Source organism: Cupriavidus gilardii (assembly GCF_017598945.1).
GTDB lineage: Bacteria > Pseudomonadota > Gammaproteobacteria > Burkholderiales > Burkholderiaceae > Cupriavidus > Cupriavidus gilardii_E.
In genome coordinates, this window is the sequence record NZ_JAGFTW010000030.1 from 78,974 (window position 1) to 103,218 (window position 24,245).

A 24,245-nucleotide genomic window follows, 5' to 3' on the forward strand; every position below is an offset into this window, starting at 1 on the left:
GACAAGGCGCGCAACAATCACCCGCGTCATGCGTTGTTCGCGCGTGGGGCGCGACGCCGTTCAGCTCAGATCGTTCTGGTAATAATGCCGCGTGGTCACATACAGCCCGCGCCGCACTTCGACGGGACGGTCGCCATAGGTGAACGAGACCCGCTCGACCGACAGCAGCGGCGAACCGGGCGCGACCGACAGCAGCGCGGCGGCGGTCTCGTCCGCGCTGACCGCGCGGATCTTCTCGGTAGCCCGCACCATCCGCGTGCCGAATTCGGCCTCGAACAGCGCGTACATCGGCCCCTTCCACTCGGTCAGCTTCTCCGCCGTCAGGCCCTTGAAGTTGGCGCCCAGCAGCCAGATGTCGTCGAGCACGGTGGCCTCGCCGGAGAAGAACAGCACGCGGCGGATCTGCACCACGCTGTCGCCGGTGCGGATGTCGAGCAGCCGCGCGATTTCGGCGGGCGCCCGCAGCCGCTTGCATTCGAGCACCCGGCTGGCGCCGTAATGCGGCTCGCCCTCGTCGGGGACCAGCCGCAGGAATCGGAACTTGACCACGTCCTCGTGATGGGTCGTCACGAAGGTACCCTTGCCCTGCCGGCGCGCCACCAGATTCTCGGCCGCGAGCTCGTCGATGGCCTTGCGCACCGTGCCCTGGCTGACCTTGTAGCGGGCCGCCAGCTCCATCTCGCTGGGGATCATCTCGCCCGGCTTCCATTCGCCGGACTGCAGGCTCTGCAGGATCAGCGACTTGATCTGCTGGTAAAGCGGGCTGAAGGTCGGGGACACTGTCCCGGCGGCCCCGGGAGCGCCGCCGGGGGCCGCGCTGGAAGCGGCCGGCGCGCTGGCGGGCGCGGACGCCGACGTCCCGGCGCCGGGCGTGGCGGCGCCATCTTGCGCGGCCGGCACAGCGGCGGCGAGGGACGTGGGCAACGTGGACATAAGGCGGATTTCACCACAGATCGGCAAAGCGCGTCCAGCACTGCATCAAATGTCTTATGTCTTATATAAGACATATGAATTGACAGTCCATGCCACGGCGCCTACACTCGCGCCGTGTTTTTTGTGTCCGGTGCGCATGGCGGGTGTTCCCGGCGCGTGTCCTGGCGTGCGCTTGCGCTCCAAGGGCCGCCGGAATACGGCTGGATGCGGTCCCCGGCTTCGCAGTAGACTTACGCCTTGTCGTCATCCGCGGTCATCCGCGACCCGCCGCGGCCCCTCCGCCCGCCTGCCGAGCGCGGCGCCGGACGGTGCGCCGCCGCCCGTGGCGACAACCTCGCTCCCGGTGTGCCCCGGCGCAATGGCGCGACAATCGCGCGCCGCGCCCCGGCCGCACCGGCCGGTTTCCCTTTCTTCGTTTGGAGACTTACAGATGGCTAAAGCCCCCATGCGCGTCGCAGTGACCGGCGCCGCTGGCCAGATCGGCTACTCCCTGCTGTTCCGCATCGCCAACGGCGACATGCTCGGCAAAGACCAGCCGGTCATCCTGCAGCTGCTGGACCTGCCGCAGGCCCAGAACGCCGTCAAGGGCGTCGTGATGGAGCTGGAAGACTGCGCCTTCCCGCTGCTGGCCGGCGTGGTGATCACCGACGATCCCAAGGTCGCGTTCAAGGACGCCGACGTCGCGCTGCTGGTCGGCGCCCGTCCGCGCAGCAAGGGCATGGAGCGCAAGGACCTGCTCGAAGCCAACGCACAGATCTTCACGGTGCAGGGCAAGGCGCTGGACGAAGTGGCCAGCCGCAACGTCAAGGTGCTGGTGGTCGGCAACCCGGCCAACACCAACGCCTATATCGCGATGAAGTCGGCACCGAACCTGCCGAAGGAAAACTTCACCGCGATGCTGCGCCTGGACCACAACCGCGCGCTGTCGCAGATCGCCGCCAAGACCGGCAAGCCGGTGTCGTCGATCGAGAAGCTGTTCGTCTGGGGCAACCACAGCCCGACCATGTACGCCGACTACCGCTACGCGACCGTCGACGGCCAGAGCGTCAAGGACCTGATCAACGACCACGCCTGGAACAACGACGTGTTCCTGCCGACCGTCGGCAAGCGCGGCGCCGCCATCATCGAGGCGCGCGGCCTGTCGTCGGCAGCTTCGGCGGCCAACGCGGCGATCGACCACGTGCGTGACTGGGTGCTGGGCTCGAACGGCAAGTGGGTCACGATGGGCATCCCGTCGGACGGCTCGTACGGCATCCCCGAGGACGTGATGTTCGGCTTCCCGGTGACCACCGCCAACGGCAAGTACGAACTGGTCAAGGGTCTAGAGATCGACGCCTACAGCCAGGAAAAGATCAACATCACGCTGAAGGAACTGGAAGAGGAACGCGCCGGCGTGCAGCATCTGCTGGGCTGATACCCTTCCCTTCGCCGCATGCGAAACCGGGGCGCCGCATCGAATCATCGAAGCGGGCCCCGGTTTTTTGTTGGTCGCCGCGTAGGCGCATGTCCGATACCGGCCGCGCCGCCTTCGCGGTATATCAGGACGTTTCGCCGATCGCCGTCATGGCGAGGCGCGATCCCCCTGTTCCGCCGATTCCCCGGATTCCCCGGATTTCCCTGCTCCCACCGTTAGAGACGACGACGACGTGCATCCATCCGAAGTCTTGTTCCAGGGCGAAGCCGTACCGGTCCAGCTGCCGGTCTGCGATCACTATGCCGGCAGCGAGAAGCTGATGCGCAAGTCGCTGGCGCTGCAGCAGGAGCTCGGCCCGGTGTTCGATCTGACGCTCGATTGCGAGGACGGCGCCGCGGTCGGCAGCGAGCGCGAGCATGCGCAGCTGTGCGCGCAGCTGATCAACGGCCCGCAGAACCTGTTCAACCGCGTCGGCGTGCGCATCCACGACCCCGGGCACCCGTGCTGGGGCGACGATGTCGACATCCTGGTCGCCGGCGCCGGCGCGCGGCTCGCCTATGTGACGGTGCCCAAGGTCACCGACGTGGTCGAGGTCGCACGCGTGACGGACCGCGTGAACCAGGCCGCGCGTGCGGCCGGCATCGCCCGCCATATCCCGATCCACGTGCTGATCGAAACCCATGCCGCGCTGGAGCAGGTGTTCCGCATCGCCTCGCTGGTGCAGGTCGAATGCCTCAGCTTCGGCCTGATGGATTTCGTGTCGGCGCATCATGGCGCGATTCCCGGCGACGCGATGCGCTCGCCGCAGCAGTTCGAGCATCCGCTGGTGCGCCGCGCCATGCTGGAGATCGCGGCGGCCTGCCATCGCCACGGCAAGGTGCCGTCGCACAATGTCAGCACCGATATCCAGAACCCGGAACGGGCCGGCGAGGACGCCCGGCGCGCCCGTGCCGAGTTCGGCTTCCTGCGCAAATGGAGCATCCATCCGGCGCAGATCGCGCCGATCGTGCAGGCCTTCCAGCCCGGCGACGAGGAAATCGGCCTGGCCAGCGCAATCCTGCTGGCGGCGCACGAGAACAACTGGGCGCCGATCCGGCACCAGGGCGAACTGCACGACCGCGCCAGCTACCGCTACTACTGGGCGCTGCTGCAGCGGGCCCACTCGACCGGCGCCACGCTGCCGGCCAATGTGACGGAGCTGTTTTTCGGCTAGCCGGCCGCCCTGGGGGCCATCGCGAATGACGGTGCGCCGACCGTCCGGCAAATCGGAGAGAATAGCGGCGCCGCGTCTGGCGTGAACCCGCCGGACCGGCATGCCGCAAGGCCCATACCCGAGCAATACCCCGATACCCAAGACCAATAAGCGCGACAGCGCAGAATCCGCAGACTCAGACTGCAATTTCCGCATCCACCCATCATCTCGAGGAAGTATCCGATGAAACACCTCCTGCTCGCCGCCTGTCTCGGCGCCTTCACGCTGTCGGCCGCAAGCGCCGCCATCGCCCAGGAAACCGCCAAGTCGGCCAGCACGGCCAAGAAGAGCGCCGCCAAACCCAAGGCCAAGGCCAGCAGCAAGAAACGCACGACCAAGGCCGCGGCCGCCGCCGCAGCCGCCCCAGTGGTGCCGGAAGGCGAGAAGTGGCAGTGCGAACTGGGCAAGTCGCTGTACGTCGCCGGCAACATGCTGCGCGACGAAGTGATCACCGTGCACTGGGACGGCCGTAACCACCGCCTGCCCCGCCAGGCCACGGTGACCGGCGCCGACCGCTATTTCGATCCGCAATCCGGTCTCGATCTGGTGGTGATCCCGAGCAAGGCCATGCTGTTCGACCGCAACCACGGCCAGCGCCTCGCGGACGAATGCCAGACCACCGCCATGCTGGCGGGCGCCGCGGCACCGACCCAGTCCGGCGCGCTGCGCGCCCCGGTGACCCGCCCGCTGCTGGTCGCGCCGCCGGCCCAGGGCACCGAGCCGGCCGCACAGGCCGCTCCGGCAGCCGCCGCGGCCCCGGCCACCACGGCCCCGGCCGCCGGCGCCACCGAGCAGCAAGCGGCGCCGCGCCAGTAAGACGCGGTACCCGGCCCCGCGGGACCACGCCCGCGGGGCCACGCAGCACCACACCCAGGGGAAGTGTCGTGTCCGCAGCCATTCCGCATCTCCATCCAGACGCCCGTCCCGAGCCGGACCAGGTGCTGGTCGACATCGCCGACTATGTGGCCCGCTACCAGGTCAAGAGCGCCCTCGCCTACGACACCGCCCGCAACTGCCTGATCGACACGCTGGGCTGCGGTCTCGAGGCACTGTCCTATCCCGCCTGCACCAAGCTGCTCGGCCCCGTCGTGCCCGGCACGGTGGTGCCGCACGGCGCCAGGGTTCCCGGCACCCAGTTCCAGCTCGACCCGATACAGGCCGCCTTCAACATCGGCACCATGATCCGCTGGCTGGACTTCAACGACACCTGGCTCGCGGCCGAATGGGGCCACCCCTCCGACAATCTGGGCGGCATCCTGGCTACCGCCGACTGGCTGTCGCGCCAGCGCGTCGCGGGCGGCAAAAAGCCGCTGACGATGAAGGACGTGCTGACGGCGATGATCAAGGCCCACGAGATCCAGGGCTGCCTTGCGCTGGAGAACGCGTTCAACAAGGTGGGGCTGGACCACGTGGTGCTGGTCAAGGTCGCCTCGACCGCGGTGGTCGCGCAGATGCTGGGCCTGTCGCGCGACGAGATCATCAACGCGTTGTCGCTGGCTTGGGTCGACGGCCAGAGCCTGCGCACCTATCGGCATGCGCCGAATACCGGCAGCCGCAAGAGCTGGGCCGCGGGCGACGCCACCAGCCGGGCGGTGCGGCTGGCGCTGATCGCCAGGACCGGCGAAATGGGCTATCCGTCGGTGCTGACGGCCAAGACCTGGGGCTTCTACGACGTGCTGTTCGACGGCAAGCCGTTCCGCTTCCAGCGCCCGTACGGCGCCTACGTGATGGAAAACGTGCTGTTCAAGATCTCCTACCCCGCCGAATTCCATGCCCAGACCGCGGTCGAAGCGGCGATGACGCTGCACGGGCTGCTGGCCGCGATGGGGCGCAGCGCCGCCGATATCCGGCGCGTGACCATCCGCACCCACGAGGCTTGCCTTCGCATCATCGACAAGAAGGGGCCGCTGGCGAACCCGGCCGACCGCGACCACTGCATCCAGTACATGGTCGCGGTACCGCTGCTGTTCGGCCGGCTGACCGCCGAGGATTACGAGGACAGCGTCGCCGCCGACCCGCGCATCGACGCGCTGCGCGAAAAGATCGTCTGCGTCGAGGATGCCGGCCTCACCGCCGACTATCACGATCCGGACAAGCGCTCGATCGCCAACGGGCTGACGGTGGAGCTGGCCGACGGCACCGTGCTGCCCGAGGTCGCGGTCGAATACCCGATCGGGCACCGGCGCCGGCGCGAGGACGGCATCCCGCTGCTGGTCGAGAAGTTCAGGACCAATCTGGCGCGGCGCTTTCCGCCCAAACAGCAGCAGGCGATTCTCGACGTGTCGCTGGACCAGGCCGCGCTGGAGGCGATGCCGGTGCACGAATACGTCGATCTGTACGTCATATAGCCTCATATGAGGTCGTACCGGCATCGAGTGGCATTGAAATGGCGCCATATGGCACCACCCTAAGATGTGATTTGTTCAGCTCTTTTACTGATACAGGATGCGCAAGGCAGAAGTGGCGTGCCGGTTGCCCGTGCCGGAGGTGACGCATAAAGTAATGCTGATGCCGTCACGCCGGCGCCGCAATCACCACCCGCCGCCGCCACGTCATGTCGATGCGCAAGCGCATTCGCATTCGCGTTCGCATACGAAGTCCGGAAGTCCCGCACGAAGTCCCGCAAATAGCACCTCTTCGATTGGAGTCAGGCAATGCCCCACAACTTGAACGACACGCTCAAAGAATTCCAGATCGGCCCCTCCGCCCGGGGCCAGTTCTACTCGCTGCCGCAGTTGGGCAAGGCGCTGGGCGTCGCCATCGAGCGCCTGCCGGTGTCGATCCGTCTGGTGCTCGAATCGGTGCTGCGCAACTGCGACGGCAAGAAGGTGACCGAGGAACACGTGCGCCAGCTGGCCAACTGGGACCCGACCGGCGCGCGTGTCGACGAGATCCCGTTCGTGGTCGCCCGCGTGGTGCTGCAGGACTTCACCGGCGTGCCGCTGCTGGCCGACCTGGCCGCAATGCGCAACGTCGCCGAGAAGATGGGCCAGAACCCGAAGAAGATCGAGCCGCTGGTGCCGGTGGACCTGGTGGTCGACCATTCGGTGCAGGTCGACCACTTCCGCGAGAAGAAGGCGCTGGACCTGAACATGCAGCTCGAATTCCAGCGCAATAACGAGCGCTACCAGTTCATGAAGTGGGGCATGCAGGCGTTCGACACCTTCGGCGTGGTGCAACCCGGCTTCGGCATCGTGCACCAGGTCAACCTCGAATACCTGGCGCGCGGCGTGCACCAGAAGGAAGGCGTCTATTACCCGGATACGCTGGTCGGCACCGACTCGCACACCACGATGATCAACGGCATCGGCGTGGTCGGCTGGGGCGTCGGCGGCATCGAGGCGGAGGCCGGCATGCTGGGCCAGCCGGTCTATTTCCTGACGCCGGACGTCGTCGGCGTCGAACTGCAGGGCCGGCTGCGCGAGGGCGTCACTGCCACCGACCTGGTGCTGACGATCACCGAGATGCTTCGCCGCGAAAAGGTGGTCGGCAAGTTCGTCGAGTTCTTCGGCGAAGGCACCGCCAGCCTGTCGGTGCCCGACCGCGCCACCATCGGCAACATGTCGCCGGAATACGGCGCCACCATGGGCTTCTTCCCGGTCGACGAAAAGACCATCGAATACTTCCGCGGCACCGGCCGCACGCCGGACGAGATCGCCGCGTTCGAGGCGTATTTCCGCGCCCAGGAGTTGTTCGGCATCCCCCGTGCTGGCGAAATCGATTACACCAAGGTGCTGACGCTGGACCTGTCCACCGTCGCGCCGTCGCTGGCCGGCCCGAAGCGCCCGCAGGACCGCATCGAGATCGGCAACGTCAAGCAGACCTTCGCCGACCTGTTCAGCAAGCCGGTCGCCGAGAACGGCTTCAGCAAGGACCCGGAGGATCTGGAGCGCGTCTACAAGACCTCGGACGGCATCTCCGTGCGCAACGGCGACGTGCTGATCGCGGCGATCACCTCGTGCACCAACACCTCCAACCCGAGCGTGATGCTGGCCGCCGGCCTGCTGGCGAAGAAGGCGGTGCAGGCAGGGCTGAACGTGGCGCCGCATATCAAGACCTCGCTGGCCCCGGGCAGCCGCGTGGTGACCGAATACCTGAAGGCCGCCGGCCTGCTGCCGTACCTGGAGAAGCTGGGCTTCGGCGTCACCGCCTACGGCTGCACCACCTGCATCGGCAATGCCGGCGACCTGGCGCCGTCGCTGAACGAGGCGATCGTGCAGAACGACCTGGTGGCCGCCGCGGTGCTGTCCGGCAACCGCAACTTCGAGGCGCGCATCCACCCGAACATCCGCGCGAACTTCCTCGCCTCGCCGCCGCTGGTGGTGGCCTATGCGATCGCCGGCAACATCCTGTGCGACCTGATGACCGAGCCGCTGGGCAAGGGCAAGCATGGCCGCGACGTCTATATCGGCGACATCTGGCCGACCTCGGACGAGGTCAACGCGCTGATGCGCTTCGCAATGGACGAGGAGACCTTCAAGGACAACTACGAGAAGGTCAAGAAGCCCAGCACGCTGTGGGGCAAGATCAAGGGCACCTCGGGCCAGGTCTACGACTGGCCCAAGTCGACCTATATCGCGCAGCCGCCGTTCTTCGAGAACTTCACGATGGAGCCGGACAGCGGCGCGCGCAGCATCCGCGGCGCCCGCGCGCTGGGCATCTTCGGCGACTCGGTGACCACCGACCATATCTCGCCCGCGGGCTCGATCAAGGACACGTCGCCGGCCGGCAAGTACCTGCTCGAGAACGGCGTGCTGAAGGCCGACTTCAACAGCTACGGCTCGCGCCGCGGCAATCATGAGGTGATGATGCGCGGCACCTTCGCCAACGTGCGCATCAAGAACCTGATGATCCCGCCGCGCGAGGACGGCACCCGCGTCGAGGGCGGCTACACGCTGTTCCAGCCGTCGCGCGAACAGCTGTCGATCTACGACGCCGCCATGAAGTACATCGCCGAGGGCACGCCGACGGTGGTGTTCGGCGGCGAGGAGTACGGCACCGGCTCGTCGCGCGACTGGGCCGCCAAGGGTACGCAGCTGCTGGGCGTCAAGGCGGTGATCGCGCGCAGCTTCGAGCGGATCCACCGCTCGAACCTGGTCGGCATGGGCGTACTGCCGCTGCAGTTCAAGGGCGAGGACAGCCCGCAGTCGCTGGGCCTGACCGGCACCGAGACCTTCGACATCGAGGGGATCGAGGGCGAGCTGCGGCCGCAACAGGACGTCACGCTGGTGATCCATCGCGACGGCGGCCAGACCCAGCGCGTGCCGCTGCTGCTGCGCATCGACACGCCGATCGAGGTGGATTACTTCAACCACGGGGGCATCCTGCCCTTCGTGCTGCGGCAGCTGCTGGTGGCGTAACGTCGGCGCCATGGCCCCCGGTCCGTTCGACGGGGCGCCATGGCCGCATGTAAGTTCCACGCAAGCCTGCGCTGCCACACTGGGTCTCATCGACAGAACAGCGCGGCCTCGCCCTGGGGCCGCCACCAGACCTCGGAGACAAGCATGGCCAAGATCCTGATCGCCTTTATCGTCATCGCCGGCGCCGCCCTGATGCTGCTGATGCAGGGAGGCGGCGACGTCTCGATGGGCGGCGAGCAGCACGGCACCGAGACCCACGCCCCGGCCTCGGGCGAGGCCAAGACGCAGAAGTGACCCCGCGGTCCTGACCGAACGGCCCCGGCCGGACGGCATCAGGCCGGCACTCCAGGCGAACACCGCTCCACGACGTTGCACGGCGAAACGGCGCCCCGAACGGCGCGCCGATCAGCGCTCCAGACAGCGCCCGTTTCCATGACAGGCGTATGACGCGACGCGCCAACTCCGGATCCCATGCGGAATCCATCAGGGTTTGCCATGCGTTCGCTGGGCCGTGTCAACGCAACGAGTAGAATACCGTTTTACCGAAAAACGGATGAACTCAGCATATGGCAGGTTTTCGCCCCAAGGCCTCTCAACGACTGTCGCCGGACGCCGAGCGTCTGGTCGCCGACGCGCTTGCGCTCGATGCGTCGGGTAGCCGCATGGAGGACGCGTATTGGGAACGGCGCCTATCGCAACGCCTGGGCCGGCTGCTGAAAAACGGCAGCCAGTCGGCGCTGGACGCCGCGCTCGAGCATCTGTTCAAGCACAACGTCGACGCCTCCGACGTCCTGGCCGAGCAGGCCGAGACGCTGGCCGAGTCGGCCACGGTCGAAATCGACGGCGTGCGTTACGACGCGCTGCTGATCGCGGCCCCGATCCTGGCCCATACCCGCTACGCGATTCCGTCGGGCGCGCTCAAGCCCGAGCAGGCGCAGACGCTCGCCGTGCACCTGCAGGCCCATGTGGTGGCCTCGAATGCCCGCATGGCGCTGTCGCCCTATCTGTACAGCATCGATCAGCTGCCGCGCACACATAGCGACACCTTCGCGCTGACCCACAAGCTGATCTCTGCCGCGCTCGGCGGGGTCACGCCCAAGGTCGACCTGCGCGATCTGCCCGAGACCGCGCCCATCCTGGCCGACCCGCGCTATCTGCTGGCCGTGGTGGTCGCCGAGCACGAGCAGCCGCTGTTCCGCTGGCAGGAGGAATCGAAGGAACACCACGCCGAGCGCTCGGTATGCCTTGAGCAGTGGCGCACCCAGGTCCAGCCCTCGCTGGCGCTGCTGCTGCCCGGCTGCGAGTTCGAACTGCTGCTGCCGGACGCCTTCTTCCTGTCGTGCCGCGAATCGGACAAGAGCATCCGTCCGCTGACCGTGCGCGCCGCGGTCAACTATCTGTGCGGCACGCTCGATATCACCGCCGGCCAGCTGGCCGCGGTCACCGCGGCCTTCGGCGAGGACGAGGTCGAGGAATACCGCGTGGCCTTCACCATGCGCGGCGAGAAGGACGTGATCTACGGCATCGTCTGGCCGGTCTACGGCCGCGAGTCGGGCGAGATCGACGACAGCGGGCAAGGCAATCCGCTGGAACAGATCTGCGAGGAACTGCGCAACGCCGGCGTCGACGACATCTTCCGCCACGCGTCGCTGTTCGATCCCGAATACTGCGAGGACTGCGGCACGCCGCTGTACGCGGACCGCTCCGGCGAGATCGTGCACGCCGAGCTGCCCGAGGACGCGCCGACGCAGCAGCCGCTGTTCCACTGAGGCCGGCACGGAGTCTGCCACTGCGCCGCACGAAGCAACGGCATCGATCGACGGCCCGCCACGCGGGCCGTTTTCATTGGGACGCCCGTCTGTCGCTGACGCAGCGCCACAGCGCATGGCCCGAGGCCTGGTACTTGCGCTCGAACGGCGTCATCGGCTGCTCGGGATGCCACGGTTCGACCCGGGCCGGGCGGTCCACCAGCGCCAGCGCCGCGGCAAATTCGTCGATATAGACCGGCCAGTTGCTGCGGCACTCCAGATAGTCGCCGCAGGCGGCCAGCGCGGGAAACACCGCGTGGCCATGCCAGCGCCGCCCAAGGTGCCCGATCTTGGGCCACGGATTGGGATAAAGCACGTAGTGGCGCGCCACCGCGATGCGGTCCTGCTGCAGCAGCCGCCAGACATCGACCAGGTCGGCGCGCGCCCAGACGAAATTGTCCGGCAGCGCGCCCTGCCACCAATCCTTGCCGGCCGTCAGCCGCTTCTCCGACTGATCCACGCCGATGACGAAATGATCGGGAAAGGCCTGCGCCAGCCGCAGCGTGCTTTCGCCGACGCCGCAGCCGGCATCGAGGATCAGCGGCGCGGCACCCGCCGCCTGCCAGCTCGCCAACGCCGCCTCGAGCGCGCGCCGGCTGACCTCGCCGATCGGCTTGCGGAACGGCTCGGCGAGATGGCGGGCAACGCGGGTGGCAAGCTGCTGGTGGGCGTCGGTCTGAGCCGACGCGATCGGGCGGGAGTTGGCGAACATGGGCGCGATTCTACCGGCGAATCGATCGCCCCCGCGCCATAAGCATATGACGCACCCATCGCACGCAGGCCGCGATTTATCGGCACAATGCGCAACAAAGCCATCCGCGAACCCGCCTGCCCGGCATGGCAGCCGCCGCCGCGCAGGCCCATACCAGGAGCCAACGAACGATGCCGCACCGCCAACGTCCCTTCCCCACGCCCCGCCGCGCGACCCCTGCCCTGCCGTCGCGCCGCGGCTGGCTGCGCAGCAGTGCTGCGCTGCTCGCCACGCTCGGCGCGAGCACGGCCTTCGCGCTGCTGCCCGCCGGCGCCGCCCAGGCCGAGGACCTGCGCATCGGCCTCGCGGCCGACGTCACGTCGATGGACCCGCACTGGAACAACGCCGGGCCCAACAACGCGATCGCGCTGCATGTCTTCGAATCGCTGGTGTTCATGGACAAGAACGCCCGCTACATCCCGGGCCTGGCGCTGTCGTGGAAGCCGATCGACGCCACCACCTGGGAAATCAAGCTGCGCCCCAACGTCAAGTGGCACGACGGCTCGCCGTTCACCAGCGAGGACGTCAAGGCATCGCTGCAGCGCCCCGAGAAGCTGACCAACGCGCCGGGCTCGTTCACCAGCTACACCAAGCCGATCGCCCGCATCGACACGCCGGATCCGCTGACGGTGCGATTGACGATGAACGTGCGCAACTACGCCAACCTCGCCAACGACCTGAACAGCGTGCCCATCATGCCCAAACGCATCGCGGCCACGCTGAACCAGACCGACTTCGACAGCGGCAAGGCGATGATCGGCACCGGGCCGTTCAAGTTCGTGCGCTTCGCCCGCGGCAGCGAGATCGTGATGGAGCGCAACCCGAACTACTGGGGCCCGAAGCCCGAGTGGGACCGTGCGGTGTTCCGCATCATCACCGACAGCGGCGCGCGCACGTCGGCGCTGCTCGCCGGCGATGTCGACGTGATCGAGAGCGTGCCGTCGGCCGACGTGGCCAAGCTGAAGAAGGACGCGCGCTTTCGCATCGAGCAGCAGGTGTCGTGGCGCACCATCTTCTGGCAGATGGACCAGTGGCGCGACGACCCGCCCTATGTGACCGACCGCGCCGGCAAGCCGCTCGGCAAGAATCCGTTCAAGGACGCCCGCGTGCGCGCCGCGATCAGCCATGCGCTGAACCGCGACGCGATCGTCTCGCGCATCACGGAAGGCCTGGCGGTACCGGCCTCGTCGATCGTCTCGCCGCAGATCTTCGGCCATCCGGGCACCAAGCCCGATGCCTACGATCCGCAGCGCGCCAAGCAGCTGCTGGCGCAGGCCGGCTATCCCGACGGCTTCGGCCTGACGCTGCATGCGACCAACAACCGCTATCTGAACGACGCGCAGGTCGCGCAGGCCACCGCCAGCATGCTGACGCGCATCGGCATCCAGACCAAGGTCGAGACGATGCCGGTGGCGGCGTACTTCACCCGCGCGCGCCAGGGCGATTTTTCGTTCCAGATGCTCGGTTGGGGCTCGGCCGCGGCCGACGTCGCGCTGCGCTCGATCACCGGCACGCCCGATCCCAAGACCGGCTACGGCACCTGGAACTGGGGCCGCTACAGCAATCCGCAGCTGGACAAGCTGATCGAGACCTCGCTGACCACGATCAGCAGCGACAAGGCCCGCGAAGAAAACGCCCGCGCCGCGGCGAAGTTCGCGCTAGCCGACCACGCCATCATTCCATCGCACAGCCAGCTGGCGATGTGGGCCATGCGCAAGGGCATACGCTACGAAGCCCGCACCGACGAGTGGTCGCTGGCGCAGTTCTTCCACAAGGAGTAATCAGGGTGTTCTCCCTCTCCCCCTCAGGGGGAGAGGGTTGGGGAGAGGGAGGTGGTTTTTGAGGGGCTCCTGGCACGGCGAGCGCCGTTGCCCTCTCCCCCGACCCCTCTCCCGCTAGCGGGAGAGGGGAGACACCGAGGGCCCAATCGCCCGCCTAAATCCTCAACCGCTCTTCCTGCCGCGCGTTCGCGCGCCGCAACCCCTTGACCCACTGCCGCGCCGGCAGTCCGGTCGCTTCCTGCACGACGCGTGCGCGCTGATCCAGCGTCTCCCAATCGATATCGATGGCCGGGCCGTTGAAGGCCAGCGCGATCACGTTGCCGTCGTGCACCTCGGGAAACACCAGCACGCGATCGTCGAAGGCCTCGCAGATGCGCACGATGTTCTTCGGAAAGCTGTCGTGGTCGCCGAACAGATTGATCGTCATCACGCCAGGGTCCTTCAGCACGCGCCGGCAGGCCTTGTAGAAGGCGGTGGTGTCGAGCACCGGACCGCGCGCGGTGGCGTCGTACAGGTCGACCTGCAGCACGTCGTGCGCGCCGGCGCTGGCGGGGTCCATCACATAGTCCCACGCATCCTGCTCGCGCACGGTCAGCCGGGCGTCGTCCTCGCGCAGGCCGAACATGCTGCGCCCTGCGACGATCACCGCCGGGTTCAGCTCCACCGCGGTGACACGCGCCTTGGCGAAATGCCGATGGCAGAACTTCGTCAGCGAGGCCGCACCGAGGCCCAGCTGCGCGATATGGAAATCGCGCTGCGACGGCGACAGGAACAACAGCCACGCCATCATCTGCTGCGCGTATTCGAGCTCGATCGCATCGGGCTTGCGCAGCCGCATCGCCCCCTGCACCCATTCGGTACCGAAATGCAGATAGCGCACGCCATTCCATTCGGAAAAGGTCACCGGCGCAAAGCGCGGCGTCATCCGTTTCTCGTCGTTGCGCAGGTCACGGTCGGCCGCCGTGTCGCGATCGTGTCGGCGCTCGGTGCGCTCGCGTTCGCCGCGCGCCGGGCGGCGCGAAGCCACGGCTTCGATCGATTTTCTTTTCAGCAGGGTCATCAGTCAGAAATGCGGTCAGCAATGCGGTCAGCAATGCGGTCGGCAATGCAGTCAGCAATGCGGCAGCTACGGAAAGACCGCCCCATCGAAGGAGCGGTCGGCGTCAATCACGGCCGCGATTGTGACAGAAGCGCGCGCCACAGCTCCAGCTTCTGCTCGAAGGTGCGCGCGGCATGGGCGGGGCTCGACGAGGGCAGCACCACGGTCTCGTAGCCGGCCGCGGCAAATTGCGGCGCAAAGCGGCCCGAGGTGCCGCCGTTGAAGCCCACGCGGCGCAGCGCCGGCGCCAGTTGCCGCAGGCGTTCGAAGTCGTTGGCCTGCGGATGGCGGATATTCGAATCGAGGCTGCCGGGCCGCACGCAGGCGCCCAGCACGTCCCAGATGCCGACCCGATGCGCCAGCACGCGCGTCAGCCGTTCGGCATACGGCAGCTCGGGCAGCGGCTCGCCGAGCAGCGCGCCCATCAGCGGCCAGAACTGGTTGCGCGGATGCGCGTAGTACTGGCGCGCGGCCAGCGAGGCGGCGCCCGGAAAGCTGCCGAGGATCAGCACGCGGGTATGGCGGTCGATCACCGGCGGCAACCCTTGCTGCAGGTCCGCCGGCGCCGTATCTGGCGCCGGACGTTGCACCGCAGGGGGCACGCCTCGCCTGGCCGGCATCAGGCCAGCAGCTTGTTGATCCGCTGCACGTAGGCGGCCGGATCTTCCAGCATGCCGCCCTCGGCCAGCAGCGCCTGGTCGAACAGCACGTGTACGCGGTCGGCGAAGGCATCGGCATCGGCGCCTGCCTCCGCACCGGCCAGCTGGCGCAGCTTGCCCACCAGCGCGTGCGACGGATTGAGTTCGAGGATCGGCTTGGTCTGCGGGGCCTTCTGGCCGGCCTGCTTCAGCAGCCGCTGCAGATAGCCGCTGATCTCCCCTTCGTCCGACACCAGGCACGAGGCCGAATCGGTCAGGCGCAGCGTCACGCGCACATCCTTGGCCTTGTCGGCCAGCACGTCCTTCGCGCGCGACAGCACGTCCTTCCATTCGTCCTCGGCCTTCTGCTGCTCGGCCTTTTCTTCCTCGTCGGCCAGCGCGCCCAGGTCCAGGCCGCCGCGCGCCACCGACACCAGCTCCTTGCCGTCGAATTCGTTCAGGAACGACAGCATCCATTCGTCGACGCGATCGGTCAGCAGCAGCACCTCGATGCCCTTCTTGCGGAACACCTCCAGATGCGGGCTGGCCTTGGCGGCCGTCCACGTGTCGGCGGTCACGTAGTAGATCTTGTCCTGGCCTTCCTTCATGCGGCCGACATAGTCGGTCAGCGACACGGTTTGCTCGGCGGAATCCTGATGGGTCGAGGCAAAGCGCAGCAGCTTGGCCAGCCGCTGCTGGTTGGCGCTGTCCTCGCCCAGGCCTTCCTTGAGCACCTGGCCGAACTGCTGCCAGAAGCTGGCGTACTTGTCGCGCTCGGCCTGGTCCTCGCTGTCGGCCATCGCCTCGAGCATCGACAACACGCGCTTGGTGCTGCCTTCGCGGATCGCCTTGACGTCGCGGCTTTCCTGCAGCAGTTCGCGCGACACGTTCAGCGGCAGGTCGGACGAATCGATCACGCCCTTGACGAAGCGCAGGTAGTTCGGCAGCAGCTGCTCGGCGTCGTCCATGATGAAGACGCGCTTGACGTAGAGCTTGAGGCCGCCGCGATGGTTGCGGTCCCACAGGTCGAACGGCGCGCGCGCCGGGATGTACAGCAGCTGTGTGTATTCGTTGCGGCCTTCGACGCGGTTGTGCGTCCACGCCAGCGGCTTCTCGTGGTCGTGCGCGATGTGCTGGTAGAAGGCGACGTACTGCTCGTCGGTGATGTCGCTCTTGGCGCGGGTCCACAGCGCGCTGGCCTGGTTGACGCTCTCCCACTCGTCGGTGCGCTTGTAGGCGCTGGTGTCGGCGTCCCAGACCTCCTTGGGCATGCGGATCGGCAGCGAGATATGGTCGGAGTACTTGCGGATGATGTCCTTGATCTTCCACGCCGACAGGAAGTCGTCCTCGCCCTCGCGCAGATGCAGCGTGATGGCGGTGCCGCGCTCGGCGCGCTCGATCGCATCGACGGTGAACTCGCCGTCGCCGCGGCTTTCCCAGCGCACCCCCTCCGCGGCCGGCAGGCCGGCGCGGCGGGTCTCGACGGTGACGCGGTCGGCGACGATGAAGGCCGAGTAGAAGCCGACGCCGAACTGGCCGATCAGCGCGGCGTCCTTCTGCTGGTCGCCCGACAGCTGCTCGAAGAATTCCTTGGTGCCCGAACGCGCGATCGTGCCCAGATTGCGGATCGCCTCGTCGCGGCTCATGCCGATACCGTTGTCGGTGATCGTGATGGTGCGGGCCTTGCTGTCGGTCTCGATGCGGATCGCGAGATCGGCGTCCTTTTCCAGCAGCGCGGGATTGGCGATCGCCTCGAAGCGCAGCTTGTCGGTGGCATCCGAGGCGTTCGAGATCAGCTCGCGCAGGAAGATCTCCTTGTTGCTGTACAGGCTGTGGATCATCAGATGCAGCAGCTGCTTGACTTCCGCCTGGAAGCTCATCGTCTCGTGCGTGGCGTTCATGGTTCTCCTCGTGAATGGGGCATGGCGCGGGGCCGGGCCGGCATGGCCGCGCCGGTGGCGGCCAGATAAGGACGCCCCGGCGGTTTTTCAAGTGCGGGACCGGGCGGCTTCGGTGACCTACAGCCGGTCGAGCTGGCGCGCCAGGAAGTCCAGCATCTGCGGATCATGGCCGCAGGCGACGTTGAAGCGCATCCAGCCCGACGGCAGCTGCGACGGCGAGAACAGGCTGCCGGGCGCGAACAGATAGCCCTCCTCGTGCCCGGCGGTGGCGATCGCGTTGGTATCGCGGCCGGTATCGGCCCACAGGTACATGCCGGCGTGCTGGCCGGGAAACAGCGTCAGGCCCAGCTTCTCCAGCGCATGCCGGGTCTCGTCGCGGGCGCGCTCGAGCCGGTTGCGCACGCGCTCGACGTGCTTGCGGTAGTGGCCCTCGGTCAGCACCTTGTACAGCACGCGCTCGTTGATCTCCGGCGTGGCGAGGCCCGCCAGCAGCTTGGCGTCGGTCAGGCTCTGCGCCAGTTCGGGACGGGCCGCGACGAAGCCGACGCGCAGATTGGCGGCCAGCGTCTTGGAAAAGCTGCCCAGGTAGATCACGCGCTTGAGCTGGTCCAGGCTCGCCAGCCGCGTCGCCGGATGGCCGGGCGGGCACAGGTCGCAGTAGATGTCGTCCTCGACCACCAGGAAGTCGTACTGCTCGGCCAGACGCAGCAGCTGGAAGGCCTTGGCGGCCGACAGCGAGGTGCCGGTCGGGTTGTGCAGCACCGAATTGAGGACCAGCAGCTTGGGCCGGTGGGCCTGCACGATCCGCTCCAGCGCTTCGAGGTCGGGGCCCTCGGCGGTGTACGGCACGCCGATCACCTGCGCGCCCTGCGCGGCGAAGCGCGCGAACATCACGAACCAGGCGGGGTCGCCGACCAGCACCGGATCGCCGGGACGGACATAGAGCCGCGCGATCAGGTCCAGCGCCTGCGTGATGCCCGAGGTCAGCACGATCTGCTCGGGCGCGGCGCCGATCTCCAGTTCGGCCAGGCGCGTGCGCAGCTGCTGGCGCAGCGGCAGGAAGCCCTCGGGCGTGCCGCTGGCCAGGAAATGGCTGCCGGGTTGTCGCGCCAGGCCGCGCAGCGCGCTGCCGATCAGCTCGCCGTCGAGCCAGTCGTTGGGCAGGAAGCCCAGCCCCGGCGCCTTGCGCGGCTCGGCGCGGTGGAACATGTTGCGCAGCAGCCAGGGCACGTCGATATTGCGCGAGCCATGCGGCGCCGGCGACGTGGCGTCGCTCGGCGAGCCCCCGCTCAGACCGGGCCCGATACCGGCACCGATACCGGCACCGATACCGGCACCGAAGGCAGGCCCACGATCCCTCACGAAGAACCCCGAGCCGCGCCGCGATTCCAGGTAGCCGAGCGCCACCAGCCGGTCGTAGGCCTCGACCACGGTAAAGCGCGAGATGCCCTTGTCCTGCGCCAGCTGGCGGATCGACGGCATGCGCATGCCGGGGCGGAACACCCGCTCCTCGATCCGCATCCGCGCCCATTCGGTCAGTTGCCCGACCAGCGTCATCTGCGCCGAGGGCACCGGGTCGGGCAGGCTGTCGGCGGCCGGCAGCTCGCCGGCTGCCGGCGGGGCCGACGGCAACACCAGCCGCAGCGGACGGCGGCTGGCGGCGCGGGCCGGCTTGCCGGCGGCCTCGACCGTCCCTTGGCCGATCTCCTGCCCGGCTGGCGGCGTCTGTTCCGTCTCGCCGTGCGGCGACCCGGCTTGATTTCCTGTTTCCATGGACGGCCCCGAAAACTGTACTGAGGATCAGCAGAATAACTGTATCGGTACTGTACCGACAACCTTGTCTAACATCGACGGACGATGAAAGGGTGCCGGGCGTCACTTGCCGTCGGTGTGAATGGCAGGGCGGCATTGCCAGGCCCGCACCGGCCGCCGCGGCGATACAGTCCCGCAACGGCGCCCATACCAATCCCCCGCACAACCAGGAGACCCAGATGTCCGACACCCTGTTGCCGCCGACGCGCAAGCGTTTCGACGAGGACGCCTATCTCGACCGCTGCGGCGCCACCGTGCTCGCGGTACTGCCCGAAGGCATCGTGCTCGACGAAACGGTCTGCTACGCGCGCAGCGGCGGCCAGGCCGGCGATACCGGGACCCTGACGCTGGCCGACGGCACCACGATCGCGCTCGCCGAAACGGTCTACGGCGCCGACCGCAGCGTGATCCTGCATGTGCCCGCGCCCGATCCAGCGTTGCCTGCGCTGGCGCCGGGCGACCGCGTCACGGTCGCGATCGACTGGACGCGCCGCCACCGGTTGATGCGGCTGCATACCTGCCTGCATCTGCTCGGCTCGCTGATCCCGGTGCCGGTCACCGGCTGCAACATCAACCCCGACACGGCGCGGATCGACTTCGACCTGCCCGAATCCACGCTGGACAAGGCCGATCTGAGCGAACGGCTCAATGCGCTGATCGCAGCCAATACGCCCGTGCGCATCGACCGGATCACCCCGGAGCAGTTGGCGGCCGAACCGGATCTGGTGCGCACCATCGGCGCGGCGCCGCCGGTGGGCGCCGGCCAGATCCGCATCATCGAGATTCCCGGCATCGACCGGCAGCCCTGCGGCGGCACCCATGTCGCCGCGGTCGGCGAGATCGGCCCGGTGGTGGTCAGCAAGATCGAGAAGAAGAGCCGCACCAACCGGCGCGTGGTGGTCAACTTCGCCGAAGCCGCCATGGGGACGGAGGCCGCCCCGGCGCGCGCCGCCGCATGAGTCCGATGCCGATGGATTCCGCCATGTCCGTCTGGCTGGCCGGCCTGAGCGTTGCGCAATTCGCCGCACTGCTGTCGCTGATGACGGTCGGCCTGTTCACGCCCGGGCCGAACACCACCATCGCCGCGGTCACCGGCGCCAACTTCGGTCTGCGCGCGACGCTGCCGCACTGCATCGGCGTCGCGCTGGGCTTCGCCAGCATCCTCGCGCTGTGCGCGGCGGGCGTCGGCACGTTGGTCGTGGCCAGCCCCGTGCTGGCCACGATCGTCCATCTGGCCGGCGTCGCGTACCTGCTGTGGCTGGCCGCGAAGATCGGCCGCAGCGCCACGCTGAGCGACCGGCAGGTGCTGGCGCCGCTGTCGGTCTGGCAATCGGTGGCGCTGCAGTACGCCAACATCAAGGCCTGGATGCTGGCGCTGGCGATCGCCGCCTCCTACATGTCGGGCGCGGCGTCGCCGCTGCAGCGCGGCCTGCTGGTGTGCGCAGTGTTCGGCGTGTTCGGCTTCCTGAGCAACGGCGCCTACGGCGCGATGGGCGCGTCGCTGCGCCAGTGGCTGCAGGTCGGCCAGCGCATCCGCTGGTTCAATCGCGCGATGGGGCTGGCGCTGGCCGCCACCGCGCTGTGGATCGCCTTCGCCGGGCGGCCGGCCGTCTCCTGAAGCCCCGAACACGCGTCCGCACACTTGCCGAAGCACACCACCAGGACCCCGCCATGACGCAACGCGACACCGCCGCGCCCTATCCACCGGCGGCGGCCATGCCCGCCGACGCCCCGAGCGGCGGCATGCTGCTCGGCTTCATCGGCGTGGCGATCTTCAGCCAGACGCTGCCGTTCACGCGGATGGCGGTGGCCGAGCTCGACGCCACCTTCGTGGCGCTGGCCCGCGCGCTGGTGGCGACAGTGCTCGCGCTGGCGCTGCTGTGGCAGCGCGGCGCGCTGTCTGCGGCGCGCCGTCCGCGCGGCGGCCAATGGTTCCGGCTCGCCGTGACCGCGCTCGGCGTGGTGATCGGCTTTCCGCTGTTCTCGTCGCTGGCGATGCGCGAGGTGCCGGCCAGCCATGGCGCGATCGTGATCGGGCTGCTGCCGCTGGCCACCGCGGTGTTCGCCGCCTGCTTCGGCCGCGAGCGCCCGTCGATGGCGTTCTGGGCCGCGGCGGTGGCGGGCAGCGCGCTGGTGGTCGGCTTTGCGCTGTGGCAAGGCGCCGGCGCGCTGCAACACGCCGACTGGCTGCTGTTCGCCGCGATGGTGCTGGGCGCGCTCGGCTATGCCGAGGGCGGCAAGCTGTCGCGCGAACTCGGCGGGCTCGAGACCATCAGCTGGGCACTGGTGGTGTCGCTGCCGGTGGTGCTGCCCACGGTCGCCTGGATGGCCGCGCAGACGCTGCCGCAGATCGCCGCCGCGTCGACGCGCGCATGGCTGGGCATGGCCTACGTTTCCCTCTTTTCGATGTTCATCGGCTTCGTGTTCTGGTACGCCGGACTGGCCAAAGGGGGCGTGGCCCGCGTCGGCCAGATACAATTGCTGCAGCCGTTCATGACGCTGGCCGGCGGCGCCTGGCTGCTGGCCGAGCCGCTCGACGCGCCGACCATCGGTTTCGCCGTCGCGGTGATCGCGGTGGTGGCGCTGGGGCGCCGGACCGCGGTGCGTGCCGCACCCGCGTCCGCTGGCGCCGCGTCCGCCGACCTGCCGCCGGCACGATCCCGCTGAACCCGAACCCGCTGAACCACCCCGAACTCTCGAGAACAGGAGTCTTCATGTCCGTCTACGACACCCTCGCCCGCCTGGGCATCGAACTGCCGACCGCCGGCGCCCCTGCCGCCGCCTACGTGATGGCGGCGCAGACCGGCAACACGGTCTTCCTGTCGGGCCATATCGCCCGCAAGGACGGCAAGCCGTGGGTCGGCAAGCTCGGCGACCAGCTGGGCACCGAAGACGGCAAGGCCGCGGCGCGCGCGATCGCGATCGACCTGCTGGCGACGCTGCACGCGCATGTCGGCGACCTGAACCGCGTCACGCGCATCGTCAAGGTGATGAGCCTGGTCAATTCGACGCCGGACTTCACCGAGCAGCACCTGGTCACCAACGGCTGCTCCGAGCTGCTGGCCGAAGTGTTCGGCGACAAGGGCAAGCATGCCCGCAGCGCGTTCGGCGTCGCCCAGATTCCGCTGGGCGCCTGCGTCGAGATCGAGATGATCGCCGAGGTGCAATCCGCGCAATAAGGCCAGCCCCACCGTTTCAGGCGTGCGCGCCCCGCGCGCATCGCCACACCGATTTGACCGACATCGCGCGGCGCCGCCGCGCGAGAACCACACCAAGAGACCATCATGCATTGGGCCATCTCCCGCCGGGCGCAACAACTGACCAGCTCGGCCATCCGCGAAATCCTCAAAGTCACCGAGCGACCCGAAGTCATTTCGTTCGCCGGCGGCTTGCCCTCGCCCGCGACCTTCCCGGTCGCCGCGATGGAACAGGCGGTGGCCCGTGTATTCGCCGACAATCCGCACGCCGCACTGCAGTACGCCGCCACCGAGGGCTATCTGCCGCTGCGCGAATTCGTCGCGCGCCGCCATGGGGTCGATGCCGAGCGCGTGCTGATCACCACCGGCTCGCAGCAGGCGCTGGACCTGCTGGCCAAGGTGCTGATCGATCCGGGCAGCCCGGTGCTGGTCGAGACCCCGAGCTACCTCGGCGCACTGCAGGCGTTCTCGCTGTTCGAGCCCGAGTTCGTCTCGCTGCCGAGCGACGACCACGGCCTGCAGCCGGAGGCGCTGACCGCCGAGCTGACCGCCGGCGCACGCTTTCTCTACGCGCTGCCGAACTTCCAGAACCCGACCGGCCGCCGCATGCCGCTGGAGCGCCGCCAGGCGCTGGTGCAGCGCGCGCGCGAACTGAACGTGCTGCTGATCGAGGACGATCCCTACGGCGAACTGAGCTACACCGGCAACCAGCTGCCCACGCTGCTGTCGATGAATCCGGACGGCGTGATCTACATGGGCTCGTTCTCGAAGGTGCTGGCCCCGGGCCTGCGGCTGGGCTACGTGATCGCGCCGCCCGACCTGCATTTCAAGCTGTGCCAGGCCAAGCAGGCCTCGGACCTGCATACGCCAAGCTTTACGCAGCGCGTCGCCTACGAGACCATCCGCGACGGCCTGCTCGATACGCATATCCCGACCATTCGCGCGCTGTACGGCAACCAGTGCCAGGCCATGCTGGACGCGCTGGCGCGCCATATGCCGGCCGGCGTCAAGTGGAACCAGCCCGAAGGCGGCATGTTCATCTGGATGTCGCTGCCCGAAGGGCTGGACAGCATGGCGATCCTGCAGGAGGCCGTCAAACGCAACGTCGCCTATGTGCCCGGCGCCCCGTTCTACGCCACCAATCCGCGGCACAATACGCTGCGACTGGCTTTCGTCACGGTGCCGCCCGAGCGCATCGAGCAAGGGGTGGCGATCCTCGGCAAGCTGTTCGCCGAGGCCATCGCGGCGCAGGCCGGGCAGGCCAAGGCGGCCTGAGTCCGGCGGGGGCCCGCCGTCCTCGGCGGGCCGCTCGCCTTGAACCAGGACAACCGTCAGAAAAAGGAAGGCCAACATGTTGCGCATCTGGGGCCGGCTCTCTTCGATCAACGTCCAGAAGGTCGTCTGGTGCGCGCGCGAGCTCCATCTCGATCATGAGCGGATCGATATCGGCGTCACGCGCGGCGACCTCGACACCGAGGCCTACGTCCGCCTGAATCCGAACCGGATGATCCCGGTGATCGAGGACTTCCGCGGCACCGATATCGGCGGCGAGCCGTTCGTGCTGTGGGAGTCGAATGCGATCGTGCGCTATCTGTGCGCGCAATACGGCGAAGGCACGCTGTGGCCCGAGGACGTGCGCACCCGCGCTTCCGCCGACCGCTGGATGGACTGGCAGAACACCGCCTTCACGCCCGCCATGGTCGACGCCTTCGTGCAGACCGTGCGCACGCCGGCGGAGCGCCGCGACGCCGACGCGATCGCCCGCTCGATCGCGCGCGCGGAGCCGCTGGCCGCGCTGCTCGACAAGGCGCTGACGGGGCGCGAGTTCATCTGCGACGACCGCTTCAGCATGGCCGACATCTCGCTGGCCTGCGCCGCCCATCGCTGGATGGGCATGCCGATCGAGCGCCAGCCGCGTCCCGAGCTGGAGCGCTGGCTGGCGAAGATGCGCGCGCGGCCGGCCGCGTCGGGCATCCTGGTGCTGCCCCTGGCTTAACCCTGGGCCGCCGGTCTGGCTCGACCGGGGGCCGCCTCGGCAGCGCACCGCTCCGCTGGAAGCGCGCTCCCACCCACCGCTTCGGCCCTCCTCGCGGCTTCCCCTCGCCCGCCGTGCCGGCAAGCAGACATTTCCGTTCCGCAACAATTGGAGTACGCTGCACACCGGACGCGCGAGCCCCGGGCTAACCCTGATTCCTGAATCCGGTTCACGCCCATCGTGACGCGATGTATCGCGGGTGACGTATAGCCGTCCTTACAATCGTTCGCTTGCTCGTGCGCGAAGCTTGGGTCACCCCTGCGC

General features: G+C 68.2%; 20 protein-coding genes. 14 read left to right on the forward strand and 6 right to left on the reverse strand.

Going from position 1 to position 24,245, the window contains the following annotated elements:
* Positions 1 to 60: 60 nt before the first annotated feature.
* Positions 61 to 933 (reverse strand): GntR family transcriptional regulator, encoded by an 873-nt coding sequence (locus tag J5T34_RS10755; RefSeq protein WP_208579728.1) that lies wholly within the window; start codon positions 931 to 933, stop codon positions 61 to 63.
* A 430-nt stretch (positions 934 to 1,363) separates the two neighbouring features.
* Between J5T34_RS10755 and J5T34_RS10760 the strand changes: the two genes are divergently transcribed.
* The 7 genes from J5T34_RS10760 to J5T34_RS10790 all read left to right on the forward strand — a co-directional run bounded on the left by J5T34_RS10760 (position 1,364) and on the right by J5T34_RS10790 (position 10,728).
* A complete protein-coding gene (locus tag J5T34_RS10760; RefSeq protein ID WP_174107537.1) occupies positions 1,364 to 2,347 on the forward strand; it encodes a malate dehydrogenase in 984 nt (327 codons plus the stop codon).
* Positions 2,348 to 2,579: 232 nt separating this feature from the next.
* Positions 2,580 to 3,560, forward strand: a complete 981-nt coding sequence (locus tag J5T34_RS10765) for an HpcH/HpaI aldolase/citrate lyase family protein (protein WP_208579729.1) — start codon at positions 2,580 to 2,582, stop codon at positions 3,558 to 3,560.
* A gap of 222 nt (positions 3,561 to 3,782) precedes the next feature.
* Positions 3,783 to 4,415: a hypothetical protein gene (locus tag J5T34_RS10770; RefSeq protein ID WP_208579730.1), complete on the forward strand. Its 633-nt coding sequence runs from the start codon at positions 3,783 to 3,785 to the stop codon at positions 4,413 to 4,415.
* A gap of 80 nt (positions 4,416 to 4,495) precedes the next feature.
* Positions 4,496 to 5,947 carry a bifunctional 2-methylcitrate dehydratase/aconitate hydratase gene (locus tag J5T34_RS10775; RefSeq protein WP_432207653.1) on the forward strand — a complete coding sequence of 484 codons (1,452 nt, stop codon included), beginning with the start codon at positions 4,496 to 4,498 and terminating at the stop codon, positions 5,945 to 5,947.
* Between the two features lie 306 nt (positions 5,948 to 6,253).
* Complete coding sequence (gene acnA, locus J5T34_RS10780) at positions 6,254 to 8,959, forward strand: aconitate hydratase AcnA (RefSeq protein ID WP_208579732.1); 2,706 nt, start codon at positions 6,254 to 6,256, stop codon at positions 8,957 to 8,959.
* Positions 8,960 to 9,103: 144 nt separating this feature from the next.
* Positions 9,104 to 9,253 (forward strand): hypothetical protein, encoded by a 150-nt coding sequence (locus J5T34_RS10785; RefSeq protein ID WP_170265902.1) that lies wholly within the window; start codon positions 9,104 to 9,106, stop codon positions 9,251 to 9,253.
* Between the two features lie 272 nt (positions 9,254 to 9,525).
* Positions 9,526 to 10,728, forward strand: a complete 1,203-nt coding sequence (locus tag J5T34_RS10790) for a DUF2863 family protein (RefSeq protein WP_208579733.1) — start codon at positions 9,526 to 9,528, stop codon at positions 10,726 to 10,728.
* A 73-nt stretch (positions 10,729 to 10,801) separates the two neighbouring features.
* Here J5T34_RS10790 and trmB read toward each other — a convergent pair whose 3' ends face one another.
* On the reverse strand, positions 10,802 to 11,479 hold the full coding sequence (gene trmB, locus J5T34_RS10795) for a tRNA (guanine(46)-N(7))-methyltransferase TrmB (protein ID WP_208579734.1): 678 nt from the start codon (positions 11,477 to 11,479) through the stop codon (positions 10,802 to 10,804).
* 170 nt (positions 11,480 to 11,649) lie between these two features.
* Between trmB and J5T34_RS10800 the strand changes: the two genes are divergently transcribed.
* Entirely contained in the window at positions 11,650 to 13,299 is a 1,650-nt protein-coding gene (locus J5T34_RS10800) for an ABC transporter substrate-binding protein (RefSeq protein WP_208579735.1), read from the forward strand.
* Positions 13,300 to 13,453: 154 nt separating this feature from the next.
* Here the strand turns inward: J5T34_RS10800 and J5T34_RS10805 are convergent, their stop codons facing one another.
* The 4 genes from J5T34_RS10805 to J5T34_RS10820 form a co-directional block, all read right to left on the reverse strand.
* Complete coding sequence (locus J5T34_RS10805; protein ID WP_208579736.1) at positions 13,454 to 14,359, reverse strand: spermidine synthase; 906 nt, start codon at positions 14,357 to 14,359, stop codon at positions 13,454 to 13,456.
* Positions 14,360 to 14,466: 107 nt separating this feature from the next.
* Positions 14,467 to 15,018: a DNA-deoxyinosine glycosylase gene (locus tag J5T34_RS10810; RefSeq protein WP_244258817.1), complete on the reverse strand. Its 552-nt coding sequence runs from the start codon at positions 15,016 to 15,018 to the stop codon at positions 14,467 to 14,469.
* Positions 15,018 to 16,937, reverse strand: a complete 1,920-nt coding sequence (htpG, locus tag J5T34_RS10815) for a molecular chaperone HtpG (protein WP_208579737.1) — start codon at positions 16,935 to 16,937, stop codon at positions 15,018 to 15,020. The genes J5T34_RS10810 and htpG overlap by 1 nt, the downstream gene beginning before the upstream one ends.
* Positions 16,938 to 17,054: 117 nt before the next feature.
* Positions 17,055 to 18,494 (reverse strand): PLP-dependent aminotransferase family protein, encoded by a 1,440-nt coding sequence (locus J5T34_RS10820; RefSeq protein WP_432207654.1) that lies wholly within the window; start codon positions 18,492 to 18,494, stop codon positions 17,055 to 17,057.
* Positions 18,495 to 18,928: 434 nt separating this feature from the next.
* On the opposite strand from J5T34_RS10820, the gene J5T34_RS10825 reads away from it, so the two are divergent.
* From J5T34_RS10825 to J5T34_RS10850, 6 genes are all read left to right on the forward strand, one after another.
* On the forward strand, positions 18,929 to 19,708 hold the full coding sequence (locus J5T34_RS10825; protein ID WP_208579738.1) for an alanyl-tRNA editing protein: 780 nt from the start codon (positions 18,929 to 18,931) through the stop codon (positions 19,706 to 19,708).
* Positions 19,709 to 19,731: 23 nt separating this feature from the next.
* On the forward strand, positions 19,732 to 20,367 hold the full coding sequence (locus tag J5T34_RS10830; protein ID WP_208579739.1) for a LysE family translocator: 636 nt from the start codon (positions 19,732 to 19,734) through the stop codon (positions 20,365 to 20,367).
* 98 nt (positions 20,368 to 20,465) lie between these two features.
* Positions 20,466 to 21,416, forward strand: coding sequence for a DMT family transporter (locus J5T34_RS10835; RefSeq protein WP_432207655.1), 951 nt, complete (start codon positions 20,466 to 20,468; stop codon positions 21,414 to 21,416).
* 47 nt (positions 21,417 to 21,463) lie between these two features.
* Positions 21,464 to 21,928 (forward strand): RidA family protein, encoded by a 465-nt coding sequence (locus J5T34_RS10840; protein ID WP_208579740.1) that lies wholly within the window; start codon positions 21,464 to 21,466, stop codon positions 21,926 to 21,928.
* Positions 21,929 to 22,033: 105 nt separating this feature from the next.
* Positions 22,034 to 23,221, forward strand: a complete 1,188-nt coding sequence (locus J5T34_RS10845) for a PLP-dependent aminotransferase family protein (protein WP_208579741.1) — start codon at positions 22,034 to 22,036, stop codon at positions 23,219 to 23,221.
* 76 nt (positions 23,222 to 23,297) lie between these two features.
* Positions 23,298 to 23,942, forward strand: coding sequence for a glutathione S-transferase family protein (locus J5T34_RS10850; protein ID WP_174107552.1), 645 nt, complete (start codon positions 23,298 to 23,300; stop codon positions 23,940 to 23,942).
* Positions 23,943 to 24,245: the final 303 nt, after the last annotated feature.

Excerpts from the sequence above, each read along its gene's own strand:
- J5T34_RS10755 (WP_208579728.1), bottom strand. The coding sequence starts at position 933 with ATGTCCACGTTGCCCACGTCCCTCGCCGCCGCTGTGCCGGCCGCGCAA.
- J5T34_RS10760 (WP_174107537.1), top strand. The coding sequence starts at position 1,364 with ATGGCTAAAGCCCCCATGCGCGTCGCAGTGACCGGCGCCGCTGGCCAG.
- J5T34_RS10770 (WP_208579730.1), top strand. The coding sequence starts at position 3,783 with ATGAAACACCTCCTGCTCGCCGCCTGTCTCGGCGCCTTCACGCTGTCG.
- acnA (WP_208579732.1), top strand. The coding sequence starts at position 6,254 with ATGCCCCACAACTTGAACGACACGCTCAAAGAATTCCAGATCGGCCCC.
- J5T34_RS10785 (WP_170265902.1), top strand. The coding sequence starts at position 9,104 with ATGGCCAAGATCCTGATCGCCTTTATCGTCATCGCCGGCGCCGCCCTG.
- J5T34_RS10790 (WP_208579733.1), top strand. The coding sequence starts at position 9,526 with ATGGCAGGTTTTCGCCCCAAGGCCTCTCAACGACTGTCGCCGGACGCC.
- trmB (WP_208579734.1), bottom strand. The coding sequence starts at position 11,479 with ATGTTCGCCAACTCCCGCCCGATCGCGTCGGCTCAGACCGACGCCCAC.
- J5T34_RS10800 (WP_208579735.1), top strand. The coding sequence starts at position 11,650 with ATGCCGCACCGCCAACGTCCCTTCCCCACGCCCCGCCGCGCGACCCCT.
- J5T34_RS10805 (WP_208579736.1), bottom strand. The coding sequence starts at position 14,359 with ATGACCCTGCTGAAAAGAAAATCGATCGAAGCCGTGGCTTCGCGCCGC.
- J5T34_RS10810 (WP_244258817.1), bottom strand. The coding sequence starts at position 15,018 with ATGCCGGCCAGGCGAGGCGTGCCCCCTGCGGTGCAACGTCCGGCGCCA.
- htpG (WP_208579737.1), bottom strand. The coding sequence starts at position 16,937 with ATGAACGCCACGCACGAGACGATGAGCTTCCAGGCGGAAGTCAAGCAG.
- J5T34_RS10820 (WP_432207654.1), bottom strand. The coding sequence starts at position 18,494 with ATGACGCTGGTCGGGCAACTGACCGAATGGGCGCGGATGCGGATCGAG.
- J5T34_RS10825 (WP_208579738.1), top strand. The coding sequence starts at position 18,929 with ATGTCCGACACCCTGTTGCCGCCGACGCGCAAGCGTTTCGACGAGGAC.
- J5T34_RS10830 (WP_208579739.1), top strand. The coding sequence starts at position 19,732 with ATGTCCGTCTGGCTGGCCGGCCTGAGCGTTGCGCAATTCGCCGCACTG.
- J5T34_RS10835 (WP_432207655.1), top strand. The coding sequence starts at position 20,466 with ATGCCCGCCGACGCCCCGAGCGGCGGCATGCTGCTCGGCTTCATCGGC.
- J5T34_RS10840 (WP_208579740.1), top strand. The coding sequence starts at position 21,464 with ATGTCCGTCTACGACACCCTCGCCCGCCTGGGCATCGAACTGCCGACC.
- J5T34_RS10845 (WP_208579741.1), top strand. The coding sequence starts at position 22,034 with ATGCATTGGGCCATCTCCCGCCGGGCGCAACAACTGACCAGCTCGGCC.
- J5T34_RS10850 (WP_174107552.1), top strand. The coding sequence starts at position 23,298 with ATGTTGCGCATCTGGGGCCGGCTCTCTTCGATCAACGTCCAGAAGGTC.